Genomic DNA, 19,039 nt, shown 5'->3' with positions numbered 1-19,039 from the left:
GGCATTTAGCAAGCCTAAATCGTAAAAAATCATTCAAAACGCACAAACAACAAAAGATATAGCGTAACTTTGCACCAAATTACTAACCCTCAAAGAAATGAACCGTTTTCTTAAAAATTTGCTGTTTATAATTTTAGCATCATCAACAAGTTTTGCTCAGATAAATACGCCAGCGGCGAGTCCGTCAACGACACTTTCGCAAACGCTTGGCCTTACAAAAATTACGATTGATTATAGCCGACCATCGGTAAAAGGTCGTAAAATATTTGGTGATTTAGTGCCATACGGAAAAGTATGGCGTACGGGTGCGAATAAAATCACCTCTATCAAATTTGATGATGAAGTATATGTTCATGGTGCTGTAATGAAAGCAGGAAGTTATGGACTTTATACAATTCCTGGCAAAAGCGAATGGACAATTATCTTCAACCGTGATGATAAACAATGGGGTTCGTATGGCTACGACATCAATAAAGATGTGATTCGCTTCAACGTTCAGCCAATTCAACCACAAGAATTTACAGAGAAAATGACGATTGATTTTGTGGAATTTACACCAACCAGTACCGAGCTTTCAATCAAATGGGAAAGTACTGAAGTGCGATTCAAAATCGAACAAAGAGGTGTTGATGAGAAAATAATGGCCGAAATTGCCGAAAAAACCGCAAAACCCGATGCCACAACTGACACCTACTTCTCGGCTGCCGATTTTTATTACCAAAAAGGTGTAAAACTCGACCAAGCACTGACATGGGCCAATAAGGTTGTTGAAAAAGAAAAAGAATATTGGACATACCAACTCGTGGCACGCATTGCCGCCAAACAAAATAATTGTGCAGTAGCAATTCCGAATGCTGAAAAATCAATGGAATTGGCTAAAAAAGCAGGCGATGATGCTTACATCAAGTTAAACCAAGCGGTTTTGGCTCAGTGTAAAAAAGGATATTAGAGAGAATACCTAAACGTGGCACATCTTGTTATGAACGATAATGAGATGTGCCACGTTTTTATTTTTGTAGGAACGTCCAAATTGGACGCTCTTCTTACAGACAGAAAAAATTCACAAAACACCAGTTTCAAATAACAAGTAACAAATAACTACTTATATGTTAGAGCAATTAGAAGCCATAAGAGAACGCTACGAAGAAGTTTCGCAGCAGATGACGATGCCCGAAATCGTGTCTGATATGACGAAGTTTACTCGTTTGAGTAAAGAATACAAAGATTTGGAGAAAATCGTCAACCAACTAAAGGTTTATAAAAATGTACTTTCAAATATCGAAGGTGCAAAAGATATTATTGCCAATGAAAAAGACGAAGACATGCGTGATTTGGCAAAAGAAGAATTAGATGAGCTTTTGCCAAAACGAGATGAATTAGAAGCAATTCTAAAAGAAATGCTCATTCCGAAAGACCCGAACGATAGCAAAAACGTAATCCTCGAAATTAGAGCAGGAACAGGTGGCGACGAAGCCTCAATTTTTGCGGGCGATTTATTCAGAATGTACCAACGTTTCATCGAAAAACAAGGTTGGAGAATGACACTTCTTGACCACAACGAAGGAACTGCGGGTGGCTATAAAGAAATTGTGGTGCAGGTAGAGGGAGATGACGTTTACGGAAAGCTCAAATATGAGTCGGGCGTGCATCGTGTGCAGCGTGTACCTGCTACCGAATCTCAAGGCCGCGTGCATACATCAGCCGCTACGGTAGCAGCTCTTCCCGAAGCTGATGAAGTTGACTTAACGATTAACATGAACGACGTTAGAATTGATACTTTCTGTTCGTCGGGTGCGGGTGGGCAGTCAGTAAATACCACTTATTCCGCAGTTCGTATGGTGCATATTCCAACGGGCGTAACGGTTTCTTGTCAAGATGAGCGTTCGCAAATCAAAAACCGTGAAAAAGCTCTTTCGGTTTTGCGTTCGAGACTTTACGAAATGGAAATGGCCAAGCACAATGAAGCAATTTCGGCCGAACGTAAAGGTTTGGTAGGAAATGGCGACCGTTCGGACAAAATCAGAACATACAATTACGCCCAAAGCCGTGTAACCGACCACCGTATTGGCTATACAGTCTATAATCTACCAACTGTAATGGAAGGCGAAATCGGTGGATTTATTGAGCAATTACGCATGGCTGATAATGCCGAAAAAATGAAAGAAGGAGCAATGGCTGTGGCGTAAATTTGCGTTATATTTATGATAGAGTTGCACGATTGAAAAATAACTTCGTGTAACTCTGTGATTTTTACTCAGCGAACCTCCGTGGTAAAAAAATGTTCAAAACTCCACAAATCTCCCAAAATGAAACTCTGTCTCGCCACAAATAATGCCCATAAAGTAGAAGAATTACAAGCACTTCTGGGCGATAAATTTCAGTTACAAACCCTCAACGAAATTGGTTGTTTTGATGATATTCCCGAAACAGCCGATACTTTCGACGGTAATTCTCTACAAAAAGCCATGTATGTTTGGGAGCGTTTTCAAATCGACTGCATTGCCGATGACTCTGGCTTAGAAGTCGATGCACTCAATGGAGAACCTGGGGTTTTCTCGGCACGTTACGCAGGCGAACATGGCAATCACGCAAAAAATATTGATAAACTACTCGAAACCCTCAAAGGAGTTGAAAACCGTGCGGCACAATTTAGAAGTGTAATTACATTGCTTATTGATGGTAAACCTAACTTTTTCGAGGGTATTATTCGGGGAAAAATTACACACGAAAAGCACGGAGAAAAAGGATTTGGCTACGACCCAATTTTCATGCCCGAAGGCTATGACCGCACTTTTGCCGAAATGACAATGGAAGAGAAAAATCCAATCAGCCATCGAGGCTTAGCCGTAGCAAAAATGATTGAATTTCTGAAAAAAGCATAAAAAATGAGCGAGGCCAATGGCTTCGCTCAAAAACTCGTCATAGGTAAAAGTATTTCTGAATGTCTCAGAAAGGTAATCAATTCTTTTCTGATGCAAAATTGATAGAAATCTTCCAAATAAACTACTCCATCATTATCTAATACTTGTGCTTTATTAACATTATTTATACATTTGTTGAACGTATAATGATAATAAAGCATGAAAGTTGAGTACGAAAAAATCTCACCCGATACTGGTAGCTCATTTCGTCTGATTCATTGGAAGTCAGAAAATGACCGCTATTTTTGGCATTATCATCCCGAATACGAAATTGTTTTTGTAAGAAAAGGTTCTGGAAAACTCCACATTGGCGAACACCTAAAAAACTACGAAGAAGGCGAATTGGTTTTTATTGGCCCCGACCTACCACATACAGGTTTTGGTTACGGAGTAATTGGCGAACACGAAGAAATTGTGGTGCAACTCCGCAAAGATTTTTTGGGCGAAGAGTTTATGCAAAAACCTGAATTGCAGCACATTAGAGAACTTTTCGAGCGAGCAAAGCAAGGACTTTCTTTTCAAGGAAAAGCCAGAAAGATTGTAGCTGCTAAACTTCAAAAAATGCTTACGCTTTCACACTTTGAAAGGCTTGTTGAGTTGCTGAATATCTTTCATACACTTGCTACAACTAACGAATTTTCGGTACTAAATGCCGCCGAAAAACGTTTTGATTTTAATCATAAAGATGAAGACCGCATCAACAGAGTTTATGAATACGTGGAGCAGAACTACCAAAAAAGCATTGATATTCAAGCCGTTGCCGATTTAGCAAATCTGACCGTTCCATCTTTTTGTCGATATTTCAAGAAAATTTCGCACATAACCTATACTGACTTCGTAAACGAATATCGAATCAATCAAGCTTGCCGTTTGTTGTTTGAAAACAAACCTATTGCTGATATTTGTTTTGAAGTGGGTTTTAATAATATCTCGCACTTCAATAAAACATTTAAACAATTAAAAGGCGTGAGTCCGAGGGAGTATAAAGCCAACTCTAACCAGTAGGCGACTACCGCTCTAAAGAATAACAAAAAGTAAAGAATCAAATTTCTATTGAAATCTTTTCATTAATTTCGCCCTCGAAAATCAACAAAAACTTCATCAACAATGAACAACGCCTTTTTTAAAGTTCCTTCGCCTATCAATGAGCCAGTTTTAAATTATGGCCCGGGGTCGCCCGAAAAAATCGCCCTCAAAAAAGCAATTGCCGAAGCTCGCTCAAAAGTCATCGAAGTTCCGATGTACATTGGCTCTGAACTTATACATACCGATAATAAAATCAAACTTTCGCCTCCGCACGACCACCAACACATCTTGGGTTATGCCAGCGAAGGCGATGCCTCACACGTACACAAAGCCATTGATGCGGCTTTGGCTGCTCGTGAAAATTGGGCAAATCTTTCGTGGGAACACCGTGCAAGTATTTTCTTGAAAGCTGCCGACCTTTTGGCTGGCCCTTATCGTGCAAAAATCAATGCCGCTACGATGCTCGGGCAGTCGAAAAACGCTTACCAAGCCGAAATCGATTCAGCTTGTGAGTTTATCGACTTTTTGCGTTTCAATGCTCATTTCATGCAGCAAATCTACGCTGGTCAACCAGAATCAGTGCGTGGCTTATGGAATCGTGTAGAATATCGTCCACTTGAAGGATTCGTTTTTGCTCTTACCCCATTCAATTTTACGGCCATTGCGGGTAATCTTCCTGCGTGCGTAGCCATGATGGGTAACGTAACTGTTTGGAAACCAGCATATCCACAAATATATTCGGCCAACGTAATCATGGAAGTTTTGCGTGAAGCAGGCTTACCTGACGGTGTTATCAACCTAATTTACGTTGATGGCCCCGTAGCTGGCGATATTATTTTCAAACACCCAGATTTTGCAGGTATCCACTTTACAGGTAGCACGAAAGTTTTCCAAACGATTTGGCAGACAATCGGTGAAAATATCTCGAAATTTAAGACTTATCCACGTATTGTGGGCGAAACAGGTGGAAAAGACTTCGTAGTGGCTCACGAGTCAGCTGATGTGAAGGCTTTAACAACTGGTTTAGTTCGTGGAGCATTCGAGTATCAAGGACAAAAATGTTCGGCGGCTTCTCGTGCTTATATTCCATCGAATATTTGGCCAGCCGTAAAAGAGCAACTTATTGCTGATTTGAAAGAAATCAAAATCGGCGGTACAGAAGATTTCTCAAATTTTGTGAATGCCGTTATTGACGAACGTGCTTTCGATAAAATTGCTGGCTACATTGATAATGCTAAGAAAAGTGATAAAATCACGGTAATTGCAGGCGGAAATTACGATAAATCGAAAGGATATTTTATTGAACCAACGGTTTTATTGACTTCTGACCCAAATTATACAACGATGTGCGAAGAAATCTTCGGGCCTGTACTAACAATCTACGTTTATGAGCCACAGGATTTCGAGAAAACCCTCGAATTAGTTGATGCCACTTCGCCTTACGCTCTCACAGGGGCGGTTTTCTCGCAAGATAGATATGCGATTGATTTGGCGATGAAAAAACTGGTTAACTCAGCAGGTAATTTTTATATCAACGATAAACCAACGGGTGCAGTGGTTGGTCAACAGCCATTTGGTGGTGCGAGAGCATCGGGAACAAATGATAAAGCAGGTTCGATTTTGAATCTTTATCGTTGGGTGCAGCCACGCACAATCAAAGAAACATTCGTTTCGCCAACTGATTACAAATATCCGTTTTTAGGAGAAGAGTAAATTCTAATTTTGAATGATAGAATCTTGGCTAAACTATGTACAAGGTTTTGTTGTTTAATATTCAATGAGTTTATTCGCTCATTCTATCATTCCGAACGGGCGGCGAACCGCTTCAAAATTAAAAAATGGAAGAACAAAACAAACTTGACCGAATTATTGAGGCTCGTATGAAACTCAAAGCTCGGTTTGAAGATAAAATGAAAACAACCCCATCAATGGCTGATGAAAAGCCGATGGGAAAAGGGCCAATCAACCGACACGGAATGCCACAACTTCCTGTTGGACAAACTACCACTGTAAAATGGCCCGTGCTTGATTTGGGTTATCACCCCGATATTAGTCTTGACCGTTGGCGTTTGACAATCAACGGAGAAGTTGAAAATCCAGTTGTGTTAACTTGGGAAGATTTCATGGCATTACCACAAGTAGAAGACACCAGCGATTTTCATTGTGTAACTACTTGGTCGAAGATGGATATGGTTTGGAAAGGCGTTCGTTTGGTTGATTTAGCGGCACTTGTTCAGCCTAAAGAAACCGCTACGCACATCATGTGCTATGGCTACGATACTTACACAACCAATGTATCGCTCGAAGAGGCACTAAAACCCGATGTTTTGATTGCCCACACGGTTTACAACGAACCTCTGGCTAAAGAACATGGTGGCCCTGCTCGTATGATTACACCTCAGTTATACGCATGGAAAGGTTCAAAATGGATTAAGAGAATTGAATTTTTACCGAAAAACAAATTAGGTTTTTGGGAAGAAAGAGGGTATTCTAATACGGCCTATCCTTGGCGAAATGATAGATATAGTTGAGAAGAATTGATAGTTTTTGAGAAGAGTCGGATGTTTTCATTCGACTCTTTTTTATTGTAGAAAAAATTTAAAATGCTCATTTTCAAATATGGCTTTTTAATTAGGCGTTTTTTTAGAAAGTTAATTCCGCAATTTATAAACAATCACAACTATGAAACGACTTGTTACTACTGCCTTTTCTATTGCTTTATCCACCAACCTTTACGCCCAAATTGCTTTCCCATTTCTACGAATTCCACCCGACGCTCGTCATTCAGGTATGGGCAACATTGGGGTAGCCACATCGGCTGATGCAAGTGCAAACTTCAATAATCCCGCCAAACTGGCCTTTACTGATAGAACTTTTGGAGGAAATATTACTCGATTTGCTTGGCTAAAACAGCTTACAAATGATATGCACATAACAAACATATCTGGCTACTACAAAACCAAGTCCAGACAAGATGCTATTGGTATATATTACAGAAGGTTTGACAATGGCAGAGTCAATTTCTCAACACCTAATGGACAGTCTAATGGAACATTTACATCATTAGACCAAGCTGTTGGTATTAATTACGCTAAAAAAATCATTGATAACGTTTCTTTAGGGGTTGGTTTAAAGTATATTAACTCGCAAATCATTGGAAACAATGTAATAGGAAACTCATCTTTCCACACAGGACAAGGTATGGCTGGTGACGTAGGTTTGTTTGGAATGGCTGGCAAAAAAGACAATTTTAAGCTAAATTATGGTATTGCGTTAGCAAATATTGGCAGTAAAATAAACTACGGACAGCAAGATTTTAATCTTCCTGCTAATTTTAGGCTTGGGGTAACACCAACTTTCCAAAAAAACAAGAATAAAATCATGTTTGGGTTTGAAGTAAATCAATTCTTTTACGGTGCACCGCTTGCTTATTCGATAGGAACAGAATATTCTTTTGATAATACCGTTTATGCAAGAGTAGGGTATTGGAATGGCAATGACGCATTTGCGAATTACCTTACTTTCGGTTTAGGCGGACGAATCATGAAACAAGTTGGCCTTGACTTTGCTTATCGTATTGGTGAAGGAGTGGTCTATAATAAGACAGCACAATTTTCGCTCGTTTTTGATATTAAAAGCTTCGATAAAGAAGTTATCAAAACTCTTTAGTAAAACTTTGGTGTTAAATATTTAATTTTAGAAAATCATTTTCAGTATAGACCAATGCCCAAAACTCTTATCGCTTTTTTATTTTTACTTAGCAGCATCAAGAGTTTTGGGCAAACCTTCTCCCCTATTGAGTTACGAGCTGATTTGGCGTTTTTGAAAGAACGTATCGAAGAAATCCATCCGAATCCTTATAAGTTTATTGAGCAAAGTCGTTTTCAGCAGATTTATGACTCATTATACAAAGTTGAGCGGTCGCTTACTATCAAGCAAACATTCGTACACTATCTGAATCTCACAAGAGCTATTCAGTGCGGGCATACTTCTATTTTTGTTGATGAGCGTCTGATTAAACCCAATAATGTTAACCCGAAATTCTTGCCAATGGAGGTGGTTATTTTCGATGACAAAGTTTATGTATCCAGAAATTTATCGGAAAATAATTTACTGACTAAAGGCTCTGAGATTCTGGAAATTGAAGATATTCCGATACCCAAACTAATCAAAAACCTTTCAAAATATACTTTTCAGAATGGCGATGGTTCAAATGCCAATGTAGAGGCTTATTATCTCCAACGTAATTTCAGAAGATTACTTTACTTGTTTTTTGATGAGCAAGATGAACTAAACCTCAAAGTTAGGCTTGGCAAAGGGGTTAAAAATCTGACCGTTAAGACTCAACCTTTGGCGTATCTTCGAGAAATGGAAGCCGAGCGAAACCCCATTAAAAATACCGATTTTTATAAAAATATCTATTTGAGCGAAAACACCGCTAAAGCATCGGTATTACGGATTAGAAGTTTTGATGGAAACGAGTTTGAAAACGGCAATTTTCGTAACGAAATTCAAGGAATTTTCAAGAAAATCGCCGAGAAACAATCTAAAAACCTCATAATTGATGTAAGAAATAATGCAGGTGGCGGCCTCGATTATGCCGATGAAATGCTCAAATATTTGCTCAAAAAGCCCTATCAAAGATACCAAATCAGTAGTAGTTCTAATATAAAAGCTAAGAAGAAGGGGCTTGCGGCCAGTCAGTTTTATGAGCCTGTCAACGAATATCTCTTTCGAGGCAATATTTATGTTTTAACCAACGAAGGCACTTTTTCGACGGCGGTTTATTTAGCGGCACATCTCAAAAATCAAGAAAACGTTGCTTTGATTGGAACAACTTGCGGTGGAGCAGCCGATGGCTCCTCGGCTGGTGAATTTACATCTTTTACATTACCTAATACACAATTTACGGTAAGTTTACCACTGCTCAAAATCAATTATAACACCACTACCGAGCTTCATTTAAAACCCACTTTTGAGGTCAAACAGACTTATGCGGATTTTCTGACGGGTGATGACACTATTTTAGATTTTGCTAAAAAATTGATAATCAAACAAATACCGTAAAATAAGAATTCATAGGCAATTTCAATTTTGGGTTTTAGATTTGCTTCTCAATACTTCGTAGCCATGAATTAATCTTCTCGCTTTCGGAAATATATTATAAATTTGGGCAAACAAATCAAAGAAATGGCCCAAACGCTCCCTCTAAAGATTGATATTTATGCCCTTTGGATATTCCTTGGTATTGTTCAGGCACTGTATTTAGCTTACTTTTTTCTTTCAAATAAAAATACTTTAGCTAACCGATATTTAGGTGTATTGCTCATAAGTTTTGCGGCAGCTCTTGCAGAAATTTTATTATGCTACACCAACTATATGTTTAGGGTTATTTGGCTCATTGATTTTGCCGAACCCACCAATCTTCTTTTTGCTCCACTTATTTATCTGTATCACCGAGGTTTTCTGAGTCGTCCCTTCAGACGTTCTGATTTGTGGCATTTTGCACCTTTTTTGATTTACCTCATTTATCTTTCGGTTACTTTCTACACACAGGAATTCTCCGAAAAATACAATGCGTATATCAGTGCCTATCACGACGGAGTCTTGTCAGAACTACCTTGTAATTATAGCTTTCCGAGTATTATTTACAAAATCCGAGACCATATAAATGAACTGATGCTCCTGCAAATGTTTATTTATACCGTTGCGGGATTCTGGGCGTTGAGCAATAAAGCTAAAGCAGAAAAAACAGATTTTTGGTCGAATCAGAATCCGAATTTTGTTTGGTGCCGAAGAGGACAACTTTATTCGGTTTTGGCAATCGTCGTTTTTGTTGTTGCCAAACTAATTTATGATAATGATTTAGGCGACCATTTCATTGCGACTTACCTCACACTAATTATTTATGCTTTGAGTTTTACGCTGACCAAGCAATCGGCATTTTTTCAGCAAAAACCCACAAAGAAATACGAAAAATCTTCGTTGACTGATGAAATTCAAGAAAATACGCTCGAAAAACTCCAAACATTAATGAAAACCCAAAAACCTTTTCTGGATTCTGGGTTTTCGCTACCTTCACTTGCCAAAAACTTGGGTGTTTCGCAGCATCATCTTTCACAAATCCTCAACGAATCACTCGGGCAATCATTCTTTGACTTTGCGGCTCAATATCGCATCGAAGAAGCGAAGGTTTTACTCAAAAACTCAGCAAATGCTCATCTGAAAATTGAAGAAATAGCCGAAATGGTGGGTTATAATTCAAAATCTGCTTTTAACACGGCTTTCAAGAAAATTACAGGCAAGACCCCCTCGGAGTTTAAATCAAGCTAAATGGACGTTCGAGTTTATCAGAACGAACACCTCAACGATAAGAAACTACTTCTAAACCCATCATTTGAGCAGACCTTTGTCGAAAAAAACATAATTTATGAAAAATCGACAACATTACATTGATTGGATTCGGGTGATTGCTTTTGGAATCTTAATTTTCTATCACAGCGGAATGTTTTTTGTAAGCTGGGACTGGCACGTAAAAAATAACGTCATTGCCAATGGTTTTACGGTCTGGATGGAGTTCTTCAGTCCGTGGCGACTTTCGTTATTATTTTTCATTTCGGGCGTGGGAGTAAGCTTTGCCATGAAATCTCGTACTGGTCTGCAATTTATTGGCGAACGCACCAAAAGATTATTATTGCCTTTGATTTTCGGAATGTTCGTAATCGTGCCACCGCAAATCTATTTCGAACGCCTTCAAACTCACGCTTTTGCGGGTTCATACGCAGACTTTTACCCAAGTGTGTTTAAATTTGTGCCATACCCCGAAGGAAGTTTCAGCTGGCATCACCTTTGGTTTGTGGCTTATTTGTGGGTGTTTTCTCTTTTGGCGGCTCCTCTCTTTGTTTGGATTCGGAAACAAAACATACAAATCTTAAATCCAGAAAACACTGCGTTTATCAAGTTAATCTTATTGATTCTGCCACTTGCATTGACCTATATTTTTCTTCGCCAAGATTGGCCAACGACGCATAATCTGACGGCCGACTGGTATAATTTCACGGTTTCGTTATTGTTTTTTATTTACGGATATATAATAGCCTACCAGACTTTCGTGTGGGATATTATTGAGCAGAAACGTAAACTATTTTTGTCGGTTTCACTTTGTATAATTATTTCCAGCAAAACTTACGATGCTATTTTTGGAGCAATTCCCGAAGATGGTTTAGTAATTTTAGTTCTTAATGGCTTCTTGAAGATGACCCATGTTTGGTTTATGATTTTGGCCATTTGCGGCTTTGCAAAATATTACCTAAATTACCATAATAGTTTTGTCGAATACGCCAACCAAGCTGTATATCCTTTCTATATTTTACACCAAACCATTACAGTTACGATTGGTTTTTACATCGCTGATTTAGCGATAGGCGTAATTACAAAATTCATCATCTTGGTCATTGGTACATTTGGGGTTTCGTTTTTGATTTACCATTTTCTTATCAAACCTTTCTTTTTTATGAGGGTTTTATTCGGCCTTAAAGGTCAAAAAACCTGAGTATTTTTGCTTATTTTAGCCTACTTATTCGTACTTCTAATGAGATTCTAATTAGGATTAAAAGCTCAAAATGGCAAATTTTGCAGGAAAAATGAAGGAAATGGGCATTTTAAATGATAATAACCGCCCGTGGCAAGGAGATATTTTCTGAACAATATTATCAATATATACGTTTAAAATTTTACACTTCCAGTTAATTTCTTTCTAAATTAAGAAAATCGTAGTCGTATGAATGAAATATCATTAAGAAGTATTTTAGAGAAATTAGCCCTGTACTTTGAGTTTAGTAACTATGTGGGTTTGAGCAACCCTACTCTCACATCGAAAGAAGATTTTATTAGTGAACTTCGCAGTAGTATAGAAAAAAAAGGAGTACTTCTCATTGAAAACTCAGTTGATGTTAACCAAATCAAAGAGTTTGAGAAGAAAACCACTACACCATTTCTTTTTTTTGATGGTAGTGGTGAAGCCTACTTCTTTGTTCCGAGCAAAAAAAACAAAGAGAAAAAAGCATTTAAAATCGGTGGCGAAGGTTTAGTCCCCATCAATAGCACCTTAGAAAAGCTGGATACTTCTTTCGAGAAAGTCCAGCTTTTTACGTTTTTTCCAGTCGAGTCCATCTCTGATGAAGCCAATATTGAGATAGTTAAACTATCGCCTCTCAAACGCCTCATTAATATGCTCCGCATTGAGCGAAGAGATATTCTATCAATCTATGTTTATGCCATTCTGATAGGTACAATCAGTTTAGCTTTGCCATTGGGCATTCAGGCAATCATCGGATTCGTACAAGGTGGCGTTTATTTCAGTTCGATTTATATGTTGATAGGTTTGGTTATTGTTGCTCTGATTCTTTCGGGCGTGATGCAAGTCATGCAGCTAACCATCGTTGAGTACCTACAAGAGCGTTTATTCGTGAAATCGGCCTTCGAATACACCTATCGTATCACAAACATCAAAACTGAGGCATTAAGAAGCTATTATCCTCCCGAATTGATGAATCGCTTCTTTGATATAATCACCGTACAAAAAACGCTACCAAAGATTTTGATTGATGTAACGGCCGCCGTTATCCAGATTATTTTTGGGCTTTTATTGCTTTCGGCCTATCACCCTTTGTTTATCGGTTTTGCACTCATTACTGTCTTGCTAATTTTTATCGTTATCAGAGTTTATGGTAAAAGGCTTCTCGATGCCAATATCATAAAGTCGAAATATAAATTCAAAATAGCTTACTGGCTGCAAGACATGGCTCGAATGGTATCGGTATTTAAAGTAGCGGGCGGGAGAAATTTCCCGTTACAAAAAATGGAGCATTTGGCAGGAAATTATCTTAAATACCGCAAAAAATATTTTAGCTACTTACTTATATTGCTTTACAATGCGGTGTTTTTCAAGGTATTGGTTGTGGGTGGTTTATTGATTTTAGGGACATATTTAGTCGTAAATCTACAAATCACGATTGGTCAATTTGTAGCGTCCGAAATCGTCGTGGTTTTAGTAGTGAGCTCTGTCGAAAAAATCATTTTATCATTTGACTCAGTTTTCGACCTACTAACAGCCGTCGATAAACTTGGTCAAATTTCTGACCTTCCACTCGAAAACCATAAGGGAGTATTGAGACATTTAGATAATTCTACACAAGGAATTGGCCTTGAACTCAAAAACCTAAAGTATAAGTTTGCAGATAGTTCTGATTATACCCTCAGTGGTATTAACCTAAAGGTAAATCCTTCCGAAAAAATCGCAATCTCAGGAATGAATGGTTCGGGTAAAGAGACTTTCTTGAAAGTTTTAGCTGGAATTCTCGGAAATTATCAAGGGCTTATTACCTACGATGGCATTTCGATGCGAGATATTCAGCAGGAACATTTCTTTAAGTACGTGAAGAAAAATCAAACCATTGATGCGATTTTTGATGGAACAATTTTGGAAAACATCTCGCTCAATCGTACTGAACTAACTGGAACCAAAATACAAACTGTACTTGATGGCCTACAACTAACCGAAAGCATCGGTAAACTAAAAGACGGTCTTCAAACACAAATTCTATCGGGCGGTCGACAGTTTTCTGATACCTTCAAAACCAAGCTTATTTTAGCCCGTTGTTTGCTCTTACAACCACGCCTTCTGATACTTTCCAACTGTTTTGATTCTTTCAGTCAAGCAGAATTAGAAGCAATTATCGCTTTCATTTTCTCATCCGAAAAATCAACAACGGTATTGATTGAAACCAAAAAAGAAAATATCATGGAACGATGCGACAGAGTTATTTTGATGGATAAAGGTCAAATCGTTCAAGAAGGAAAATATCAAGATTTAAAAACAAATCCAGCTTTTCAAAATTATTTGCATTAAGAGAATTTCTCAACAGTAATTTTAATCAAGCCAAAGAAATATGCTAAACTTATCAAATAATGTAGTGCCCGAATCGGTGAAAGAATCGAGCAATGCCTACATACAAGAATTAGTCAGTACCCCCAAAAGCACTCACGTTCTGAAGCGTTGGCTATTGGGCTTTTTTATCATTTTCATTATTACGTTATTTTTACCGTGGCAGCAAAATATCAACGGAAAAGGTACTGTTACTGCACTTAGTCCATCGGAGCGGCCACAGAGTATTCAGAACGTAATTGCAGGAAGAATTGAAAAATGGAATGTAGCCGAAGGTCAACTGGTAAAGAAGGGCGACACACTCGTGATACTTTCTGAATTGAAAGACGAGTATTTTGACCCTCAACTCCCAATCCGACTTGACGAGCAGCTTCAAGCCAAAAAAGAAGCACTCGACAGCTACGAAGCAAAAGCCGACGCTTTGCAAAAACAAGTGGATGCTTTATCGAAAAACTGGGAATTGAGCCTCGAAAAAGCTCGCAATAAAGTAAAACAAAACCGAGCTAAAGTAAATGCCGACAGTGCCGATATTCAAGCCGAACAATTACAAGTAAAGATTGCCCAAGACCGACTTCAACGTGGTCTGACACAAGAAAAACAAGGTATTGTATCGCTCAATGAAATCGAATCAAGACGTTTGAAATTGCAGGAAACGCAGAACAAACTCATTTCGGTACAAAACAAATTAGCGATTTCGAAACAAGAACTTATCAATAGCCAAATCGAACTCAACTCTATCAATGCCGAATATGCCGAAAAAATCGCAAAGGCACGTTCAGATAGAAGTTCAGCTTTAGCCTCAATCTCTGATGGGCAATCAGAAATTTCAAAAATTGTAAACAAACAAGCCAGCGTTGATATTCGTCGAAATATGTACGTGGTCAGAGCTCCACAAGATGGATACGTAGTAAAAGCGTTAAAAGCAGGTATTGGCGAAACGTTGAAAGAAACAGAGTCTATTTGTACACTTCAACCAGTCAATCCAAATTTGGCAGTTGAACTATACGTCAATGCTATGGACGTTCCGCTAATTCAGCAAGGTCGCATTGCTCGTTTGGAATTTGAAGGCTGGCCAGCAATTCAGTTTTCGGGTTGGCCGTCGGTTTCGGTGGGTACTTTTGCCGGAAAAGTTCGAGTAATTGATATGATTGATAGCAAAAATGGACAATATCGCTTACTTGTAACTCCCGACAGTGGCAATTGGCCAAAACAACTCAGGGTTGGCTCGGGTGTATATGGATGGATTATGCTCGATGATGTGCCTGTTTGGTACGAAATCTGGCGTCAGCTAAATGCCTTCCCACCGAGCTTAAAAGAAGCTCCCGAAGAAGGAGAAAAAACAGGCAAAGAAACCGCTGCTAAAAAATAATTTGTAGCGGCGTATGCGATACGCCGCTTTTTCGGGGAACACTAATTAACCAATTCCCCAATAACCAGTAATTAATTACGAAATGATAAAACCAATAAAGCGATATATTTCTTCGAAAACAGTCATTTTGCTGGTTTTTGTCTTGAACTTGGCCGTACATCAGTCATTTTCACAAAAAACAGAGGTCTTTAGTTTTCAGGATTTTCAAGAAATTATTCTCAAAAATCACCCAGTAATAAAACAAGCCAACTTGTATCTTGATGATGCCAAAGCCGAAATGATGCAAGCTCGTGGACAGTTTGACCCAAAACTCGCCACAACATTCGACAGAAAAGCCCTCGACGGTAAAGATTATTACAACCGTTTTGAGAGTACCTTAAAAGTGCCGATTTACAGCGGGATTGAGATAAAAGGAGGATACGAACAAAATACAGGAACACGCCTTATTCCAGAAGAGTCAGCAAGTTTGATTTTTAGTGGTGTGAGTGTTCCGCTTGGGCAAGGTCTATTGATTGATGCTCGCCGAAATACGCTACTTCAAGCGAGACTTCTCAATAATATTGCCCAAGCCGAACGACAAAAAATCATAAACAAGTTTATTTTCTCGGCCGCTAAAGATTACTGGGAGTGGTATTTGAGTTATCAGAAACTCAAACTTAATCAAGAATCATATCAAATGGCCGAAGACCGTTTTAAGCTACTAAGCGAACGAGCCAGAATAGGCGAAATTGCAGCCATTGATAGTGTGGAAGCAGCCATTACGGTACAAGATAGACAAGTTATTCTCGAACAATCGAAACTTGAGTTTCAGAATGGAGCTTTGGCTATCTCTAATTATCTTTGGAATAAAGACGAAAAACCACTTGAATTAGATGCGAATTTTATTCCACAAACAATTAATCCAATGGCCATCGAACGCCAAAAGGTTGATGACATTTTGAGAAACTTAGAACAAAACCATCCCGAAATTGCAAAAATAATTCTAAAACAAAAACAACTTCAAATAGAAGAAAAATTCAGAATTGAAATGCTCAAACCTAAATTTGATGTCAACTTCAATCTTTTACGTGTGCCGGCAAGCTATCAGAAAGAAGGTTCGGTTGCGAGTGGCTTTTTGCTCAATAATCATAAATTCGGGGTGAATTTTGAAATGCCTATTTTGCTCAGAAAAGAGCGAGGTAAATTACAATCGGTCAGAATTAAGCAATTACAGACGACGTTCGAGAAAGATATTATTGGAAGAGAACTAAGAATTGCGGTTGAAAGTGCCTATAATGAAGTAATCAACTTAGCTAAACAAATTGAGTTTCAGCTTGTAGCCAATGCCAATCAAGAGAAGTTACTCGAAGCTGAAAGGCAAAAATTTTTAATCGGAGAAAGTACTTTGTTCTTGATTAATTCGAGAGAGACAAAATTGATTGATATGAGAACTAAGCTCGAAAGCCTCAAATCAAAATACGAAAAAGCGATTGCTACCTTGCAATATTCGGGTGCTGTACAATTTTAAAGATGAGTTATAAAACAAATAAAGGGCGATACACTAAGTTATCGCCCTTATATTTTTTGAATTTTATTTCTTCAACAATCTATCATTTAAAACCCTGTTCCGATAGAAAACGCACGAACCGAAGTTGGTAAATCGGCTACTTTTGTTGCTGCTCCCGTCATCAGATTGATTGTGTATATAGCAGAATTTGAGCCAACTTTCAACGCAGCATAAGCCATTCCGCTTCTACTGCCAATATCAAATCCGCTGGCATTTTCTACGTTTATTCCTAAAGTACCAACCTCTACTAAAGTACCATTATTTGGTGGGTCTTGCTTGTAAAGTTTATCAGTAGCACTATCAATATTATACAAAACTGTTGTTGTTGCTCCTGCAAAATTATTGGTATAAGCCGATGCCGTAATGCTTGGTGTACCTGGATTTAACATTAAATCAACCGCTGCAATTCCGCCAGTTTCTGGGTGTAAACGAAGATTAAGACCTAAATTACTTACGCAACGAATACGGTCAACGGTTGGGTTAAAATCAAAGCCAAATGCTGTTCCAGACAAAAGAGTTGTGAAAGGAGAAGTCCCAACGGCAGTAGCTGCTCCCGAAGAAGTATTCAACACATATAAACGGCTTGTACTACCCAAAGCATAAAGCTGGCCATTCACTGGACGAAAATCAATTCCCACGATAGTCTCGCCTGTTTGCAAGCCAGTAATTGGTTTGCTTACGGGTGTACCAACACTCATAAAATTGAATGCCAATAAATTATTACTTTCATCAACCGCAAAAGCCACTGGCGATGTTGGAATTGCCAAACCATTGATATTTCCTGATGGAAGATTACCCAATTTTGTCAATTTTCCTGTCATTAAATCTACTTGATGAAGTTCCCATTTACCCCCCACTTGTACAGCAGTAAGAGCTACATCACCCGCTGGATTAATATCAAAACCTGCTGAAGCTGTAATATCAATGCCTAAAGCACCCACTTCTACCAAAGTTCCATTGTTTGGTGGGTCTTGCTTGTAAAGTTTATCAGATTTAGAATCAATATCATATAAAACTGTTGTCGAAGCACCAGCCATGTTGTTTGTATATGCTACCGACTCAATACTTGGACTCATTCCACCGTTAATTACTCCGTCAGTAGCGGCAACTGCACCAGTTTCTGGGTGTAAACGTAGGTTTTGACCAGTATTGGTTACTAATCTGATTCGGTCAACTGTTGGATTAAAATCTAAAGCAACCGCCGAACCACTGATTGCTGGGCTAAGTGCCGCCGTTCCGACTACTCTTGTCGCACCTGTTTCTTGATTAATTACATATAAACGATTCATCATACTTACACCGTACAATTCACCCGTAGCTGGGCGGAAATCGATAGCCGTAAGAGCATCATTAGCCATTAAACCAGTAATTGGTGTTGTAGCTGTTGCCATTTCTGAATTCATGGCGTTTATTTTTAACAGTTGTTTACCATCGGCAAGAGCGAAGAATGTTACATCAGGTTTAACTACACTAACAGTATCTTTGTCACATGATGATACCACCATACCAAAAGCGATAACTGATGCTCCCAAAAGCATCTTAATTTTCTTTGGACTCATGTTTTTTAAGTTTAAGTTTTGTTTACGTTTTTTATATACGACACAAAAGATTAAAAGGATTTAATCTCGATGTAGAAAAAAAGCCAACAAATACTTAAATAACTTATTATAAAACACTTACATATTTGCTTTGAAAGAAGAAACGTACAAGAAAAGGGGAAAAAGAGGCTTTTGCGTGAATATACTTTGAATAGAATTCCCAAGAGTTTCGTGCAAGAAACTCTTGGGAAGGAAAAACACTTACTTCGCTCTCATCCGATTATTTTTAGGATTATGCTCTAATTCTACCAAACCAAGAGCTTCCATTAAAGGCGGTACATACATACCAAAACGCCCACGAAAACCTTTTTTCAAACCATACCAACCACCAACAGGATTAGACTCTGAGCGTCCCCATGCTTCTACGGTGCCTTCTTTGGCTGGTTTTTGTTCGTCAGCCGAGCCAAGTTCCATCCAATCGCCGTGTTGCTTGAGCATTTCGTGCAAATCATTAATACAACGAATATCATAATGCAAAACCGTTGAGCCAACCGTACAAACCAAAATTTCTTTACCATCTTTTTCGGCTACGTGCATCGTATATGATGAAGTTTGAGGTGGCGTTTGTAATGCCATTGGGTTTTCTTTTGTTCCGATTTGATTTTTCATTTTCTTGAGTAATTATAGGTTAGA

General features: G+C 38.5%; 15 protein-coding genes. 13 read left to right on the top strand and 2 right to left on the bottom strand.

The window, feature by feature from the left end; all coding sequences use genetic code 11:
• The first annotated feature begins 97 nt into the window (after positions 1 to 97).
• From IEX65_RS23550 to IEX65_RS23490, 13 genes are all read left to right on the top strand, one after another.
• A complete protein-coding gene (locus tag IEX65_RS23550) occupies positions 98 to 949 on the top strand; it encodes a DUF2911 domain-containing protein (protein WP_188770004.1) in 852 nt (283 codons plus the stop codon).
• Positions 950 to 1,106: 157 nt separating this feature from the next.
• Positions 1,107 to 2,186, top strand: coding sequence for a peptide chain release factor 1 (prfA, locus tag IEX65_RS23545; RefSeq protein WP_188770002.1), 1,080 nt, complete (start codon positions 1,107 to 1,109; stop codon positions 2,184 to 2,186).
• A 120-nt stretch (positions 2,187 to 2,306) separates the two neighbouring features.
• Complete coding sequence (locus tag IEX65_RS23540) at positions 2,307 to 2,882, top strand: non-canonical purine NTP diphosphatase (RefSeq protein WP_188770000.1); 576 nt, start codon at positions 2,307 to 2,309, stop codon at positions 2,880 to 2,882.
• A gap of 198 nt (positions 2,883 to 3,080) precedes the next feature.
• Positions 3,081 to 3,926, top strand: a complete 846-nt coding sequence (locus IEX65_RS23535; RefSeq protein ID WP_188769998.1) for an AraC family transcriptional regulator — start codon at positions 3,081 to 3,083, stop codon at positions 3,924 to 3,926.
• Between the two features lie 102 nt (positions 3,927 to 4,028).
• Positions 4,029 to 5,660 (top strand): L-glutamate gamma-semialdehyde dehydrogenase, encoded by a 1,632-nt coding sequence (pruA, locus tag IEX65_RS23530; RefSeq protein WP_188769996.1) that lies wholly within the window; start codon positions 4,029 to 4,031, stop codon positions 5,658 to 5,660.
• A 125-nt stretch (positions 5,661 to 5,785) separates the two neighbouring features.
• Positions 5,786 to 6,478, top strand: coding sequence for a sulfite oxidase-like oxidoreductase (locus IEX65_RS23525; protein WP_188769994.1), 693 nt, complete (start codon positions 5,786 to 5,788; stop codon positions 6,476 to 6,478).
• Between the two features lie 151 nt (positions 6,479 to 6,629).
• Positions 6,630 to 7,616 (top strand): PorV/PorQ family protein, encoded by a 987-nt coding sequence (locus tag IEX65_RS23520; protein WP_188769992.1) that lies wholly within the window; start codon positions 6,630 to 6,632, stop codon positions 7,614 to 7,616.
• 54 nt (positions 7,617 to 7,670) lie between these two features.
• Positions 7,671 to 9,014, top strand: coding sequence for a S41 family peptidase (locus tag IEX65_RS23515; protein WP_188769990.1), 1,344 nt, complete (start codon positions 7,671 to 7,673; stop codon positions 9,012 to 9,014).
• A 123-nt stretch (positions 9,015 to 9,137) separates the two neighbouring features.
• Complete coding sequence (locus tag IEX65_RS23510) at positions 9,138 to 10,280, top strand: helix-turn-helix domain-containing protein (RefSeq protein WP_229250858.1); 1,143 nt, start codon at positions 9,138 to 9,140, stop codon at positions 10,278 to 10,280.
• A 97-nt stretch (positions 10,281 to 10,377) separates the two neighbouring features.
• Positions 10,378 to 11,499, top strand: a complete 1,122-nt coding sequence (locus IEX65_RS23505) for an acyltransferase family protein (RefSeq protein WP_188769988.1) — start codon at positions 10,378 to 10,380, stop codon at positions 11,497 to 11,499.
• Between the two features lie 228 nt (positions 11,500 to 11,727).
• The gene (locus IEX65_RS23500; RefSeq protein WP_188769986.1) at positions 11,728 to 13,857 is read left to right on the top strand and encodes a peptidase domain-containing ABC transporter; all 2,130 of its coding nucleotides are present in this window, start codon (positions 11,728 to 11,730) and stop codon (positions 13,855 to 13,857) included.
• A 40-nt stretch (positions 13,858 to 13,897) separates the two neighbouring features.
• Complete coding sequence (locus IEX65_RS23495) at positions 13,898 to 15,262, top strand: HlyD family secretion protein (RefSeq protein ID WP_188769984.1); 1,365 nt, start codon at positions 13,898 to 13,900, stop codon at positions 15,260 to 15,262.
• Between the two features lie 82 nt (positions 15,263 to 15,344).
• Complete coding sequence (locus tag IEX65_RS23490) at positions 15,345 to 16,769, top strand: TolC family protein (RefSeq protein ID WP_188769982.1); 1,425 nt, start codon at positions 15,345 to 15,347, stop codon at positions 16,767 to 16,769.
• Between the two features lie 86 nt (positions 16,770 to 16,855).
• Here the strand turns inward: IEX65_RS23490 and IEX65_RS23485 are convergent, their stop codons facing one another.
• Both IEX65_RS23485 and IEX65_RS23480 read right to left on the bottom strand, forming a co-directional pair.
• Positions 16,856 to 18,367: a DUF4394 domain-containing protein gene (locus tag IEX65_RS23485; protein ID WP_188769980.1), complete on the bottom strand. Its 1,512-nt coding sequence runs from the start codon at positions 18,365 to 18,367 to the stop codon at positions 16,856 to 16,858.
• 240 nt (positions 18,368 to 18,607) lie between these two features.
• Positions 18,608 to 19,015: a DUF6855 family protein gene (locus tag IEX65_RS23480; protein ID WP_188769978.1), complete on the bottom strand. Its 408-nt coding sequence runs from the start codon at positions 19,013 to 19,015 to the stop codon at positions 18,608 to 18,610.
• Positions 19,016 to 19,039 lie beyond the last annotated feature (24 nt).

The organism is Emticicia aquatilis (assembly GCF_014644295.1).
GTDB classification, from domain to species: domain Bacteria; phylum Bacteroidota; class Bacteroidia; order Cytophagales; family Spirosomataceae; genus Emticicia; species Emticicia aquatilis.
The sequence above is the reverse complement of the archived record's forward strand: the minus strand, read 5'-3'. Positions and strand labels throughout refer to the sequence as shown.

Excerpts from the sequence above, each read along its gene's own strand:
- IEX65_RS23550 (WP_188770004.1), top strand. The coding sequence starts at position 98 with ATGAACCGTTTTCTTAAAAATTTGCTGTTTATAATTTTAGCATCATCA.
- prfA (WP_188770002.1), top strand. The coding sequence starts at position 1,107 with ATGTTAGAGCAATTAGAAGCCATAAGAGAACGCTACGAAGAAGTTTCG.
- IEX65_RS23540 (WP_188770000.1), top strand. The coding sequence starts at position 2,307 with ATGAAACTCTGTCTCGCCACAAATAATGCCCATAAAGTAGAAGAATTA.
- IEX65_RS23535 (WP_188769998.1), top strand. The coding sequence starts at position 3,081 with ATGAAAGTTGAGTACGAAAAAATCTCACCCGATACTGGTAGCTCATTT.
- pruA (WP_188769996.1), top strand. The coding sequence starts at position 4,029 with ATGAACAACGCCTTTTTTAAAGTTCCTTCGCCTATCAATGAGCCAGTT.
- IEX65_RS23525 (WP_188769994.1), top strand. The coding sequence starts at position 5,786 with ATGGAAGAACAAAACAAACTTGACCGAATTATTGAGGCTCGTATGAAA.
- IEX65_RS23520 (WP_188769992.1), top strand. The coding sequence starts at position 6,630 with ATGAAACGACTTGTTACTACTGCCTTTTCTATTGCTTTATCCACCAAC.
- IEX65_RS23515 (WP_188769990.1), top strand. The coding sequence starts at position 7,671 with ATGCCCAAAACTCTTATCGCTTTTTTATTTTTACTTAGCAGCATCAAG.
- IEX65_RS23510 (WP_229250858.1), top strand. The coding sequence starts at position 9,138 with ATGGCCCAAACGCTCCCTCTAAAGATTGATATTTATGCCCTTTGGATA.
- IEX65_RS23505 (WP_188769988.1), top strand. The coding sequence starts at position 10,378 with ATGAAAAATCGACAACATTACATTGATTGGATTCGGGTGATTGCTTTT.
- IEX65_RS23500 (WP_188769986.1), top strand. The coding sequence starts at position 11,728 with ATGAATGAAATATCATTAAGAAGTATTTTAGAGAAATTAGCCCTGTAC.
- IEX65_RS23495 (WP_188769984.1), top strand. The coding sequence starts at position 13,898 with ATGCTAAACTTATCAAATAATGTAGTGCCCGAATCGGTGAAAGAATCG.
- IEX65_RS23490 (WP_188769982.1), top strand. The coding sequence starts at position 15,345 with ATGATAAAACCAATAAAGCGATATATTTCTTCGAAAACAGTCATTTTG.
- IEX65_RS23485 (WP_188769980.1), bottom strand. The coding sequence starts at position 18,367 with ATGAGTCCAAAGAAAATTAAGATGCTTTTGGGAGCATCAGTTATCGCT.
- IEX65_RS23480 (WP_188769978.1), bottom strand. The coding sequence starts at position 19,015 with ATGAAAAATCAAATCGGAACAAAAGAAAACCCAATGGCATTACAAACG.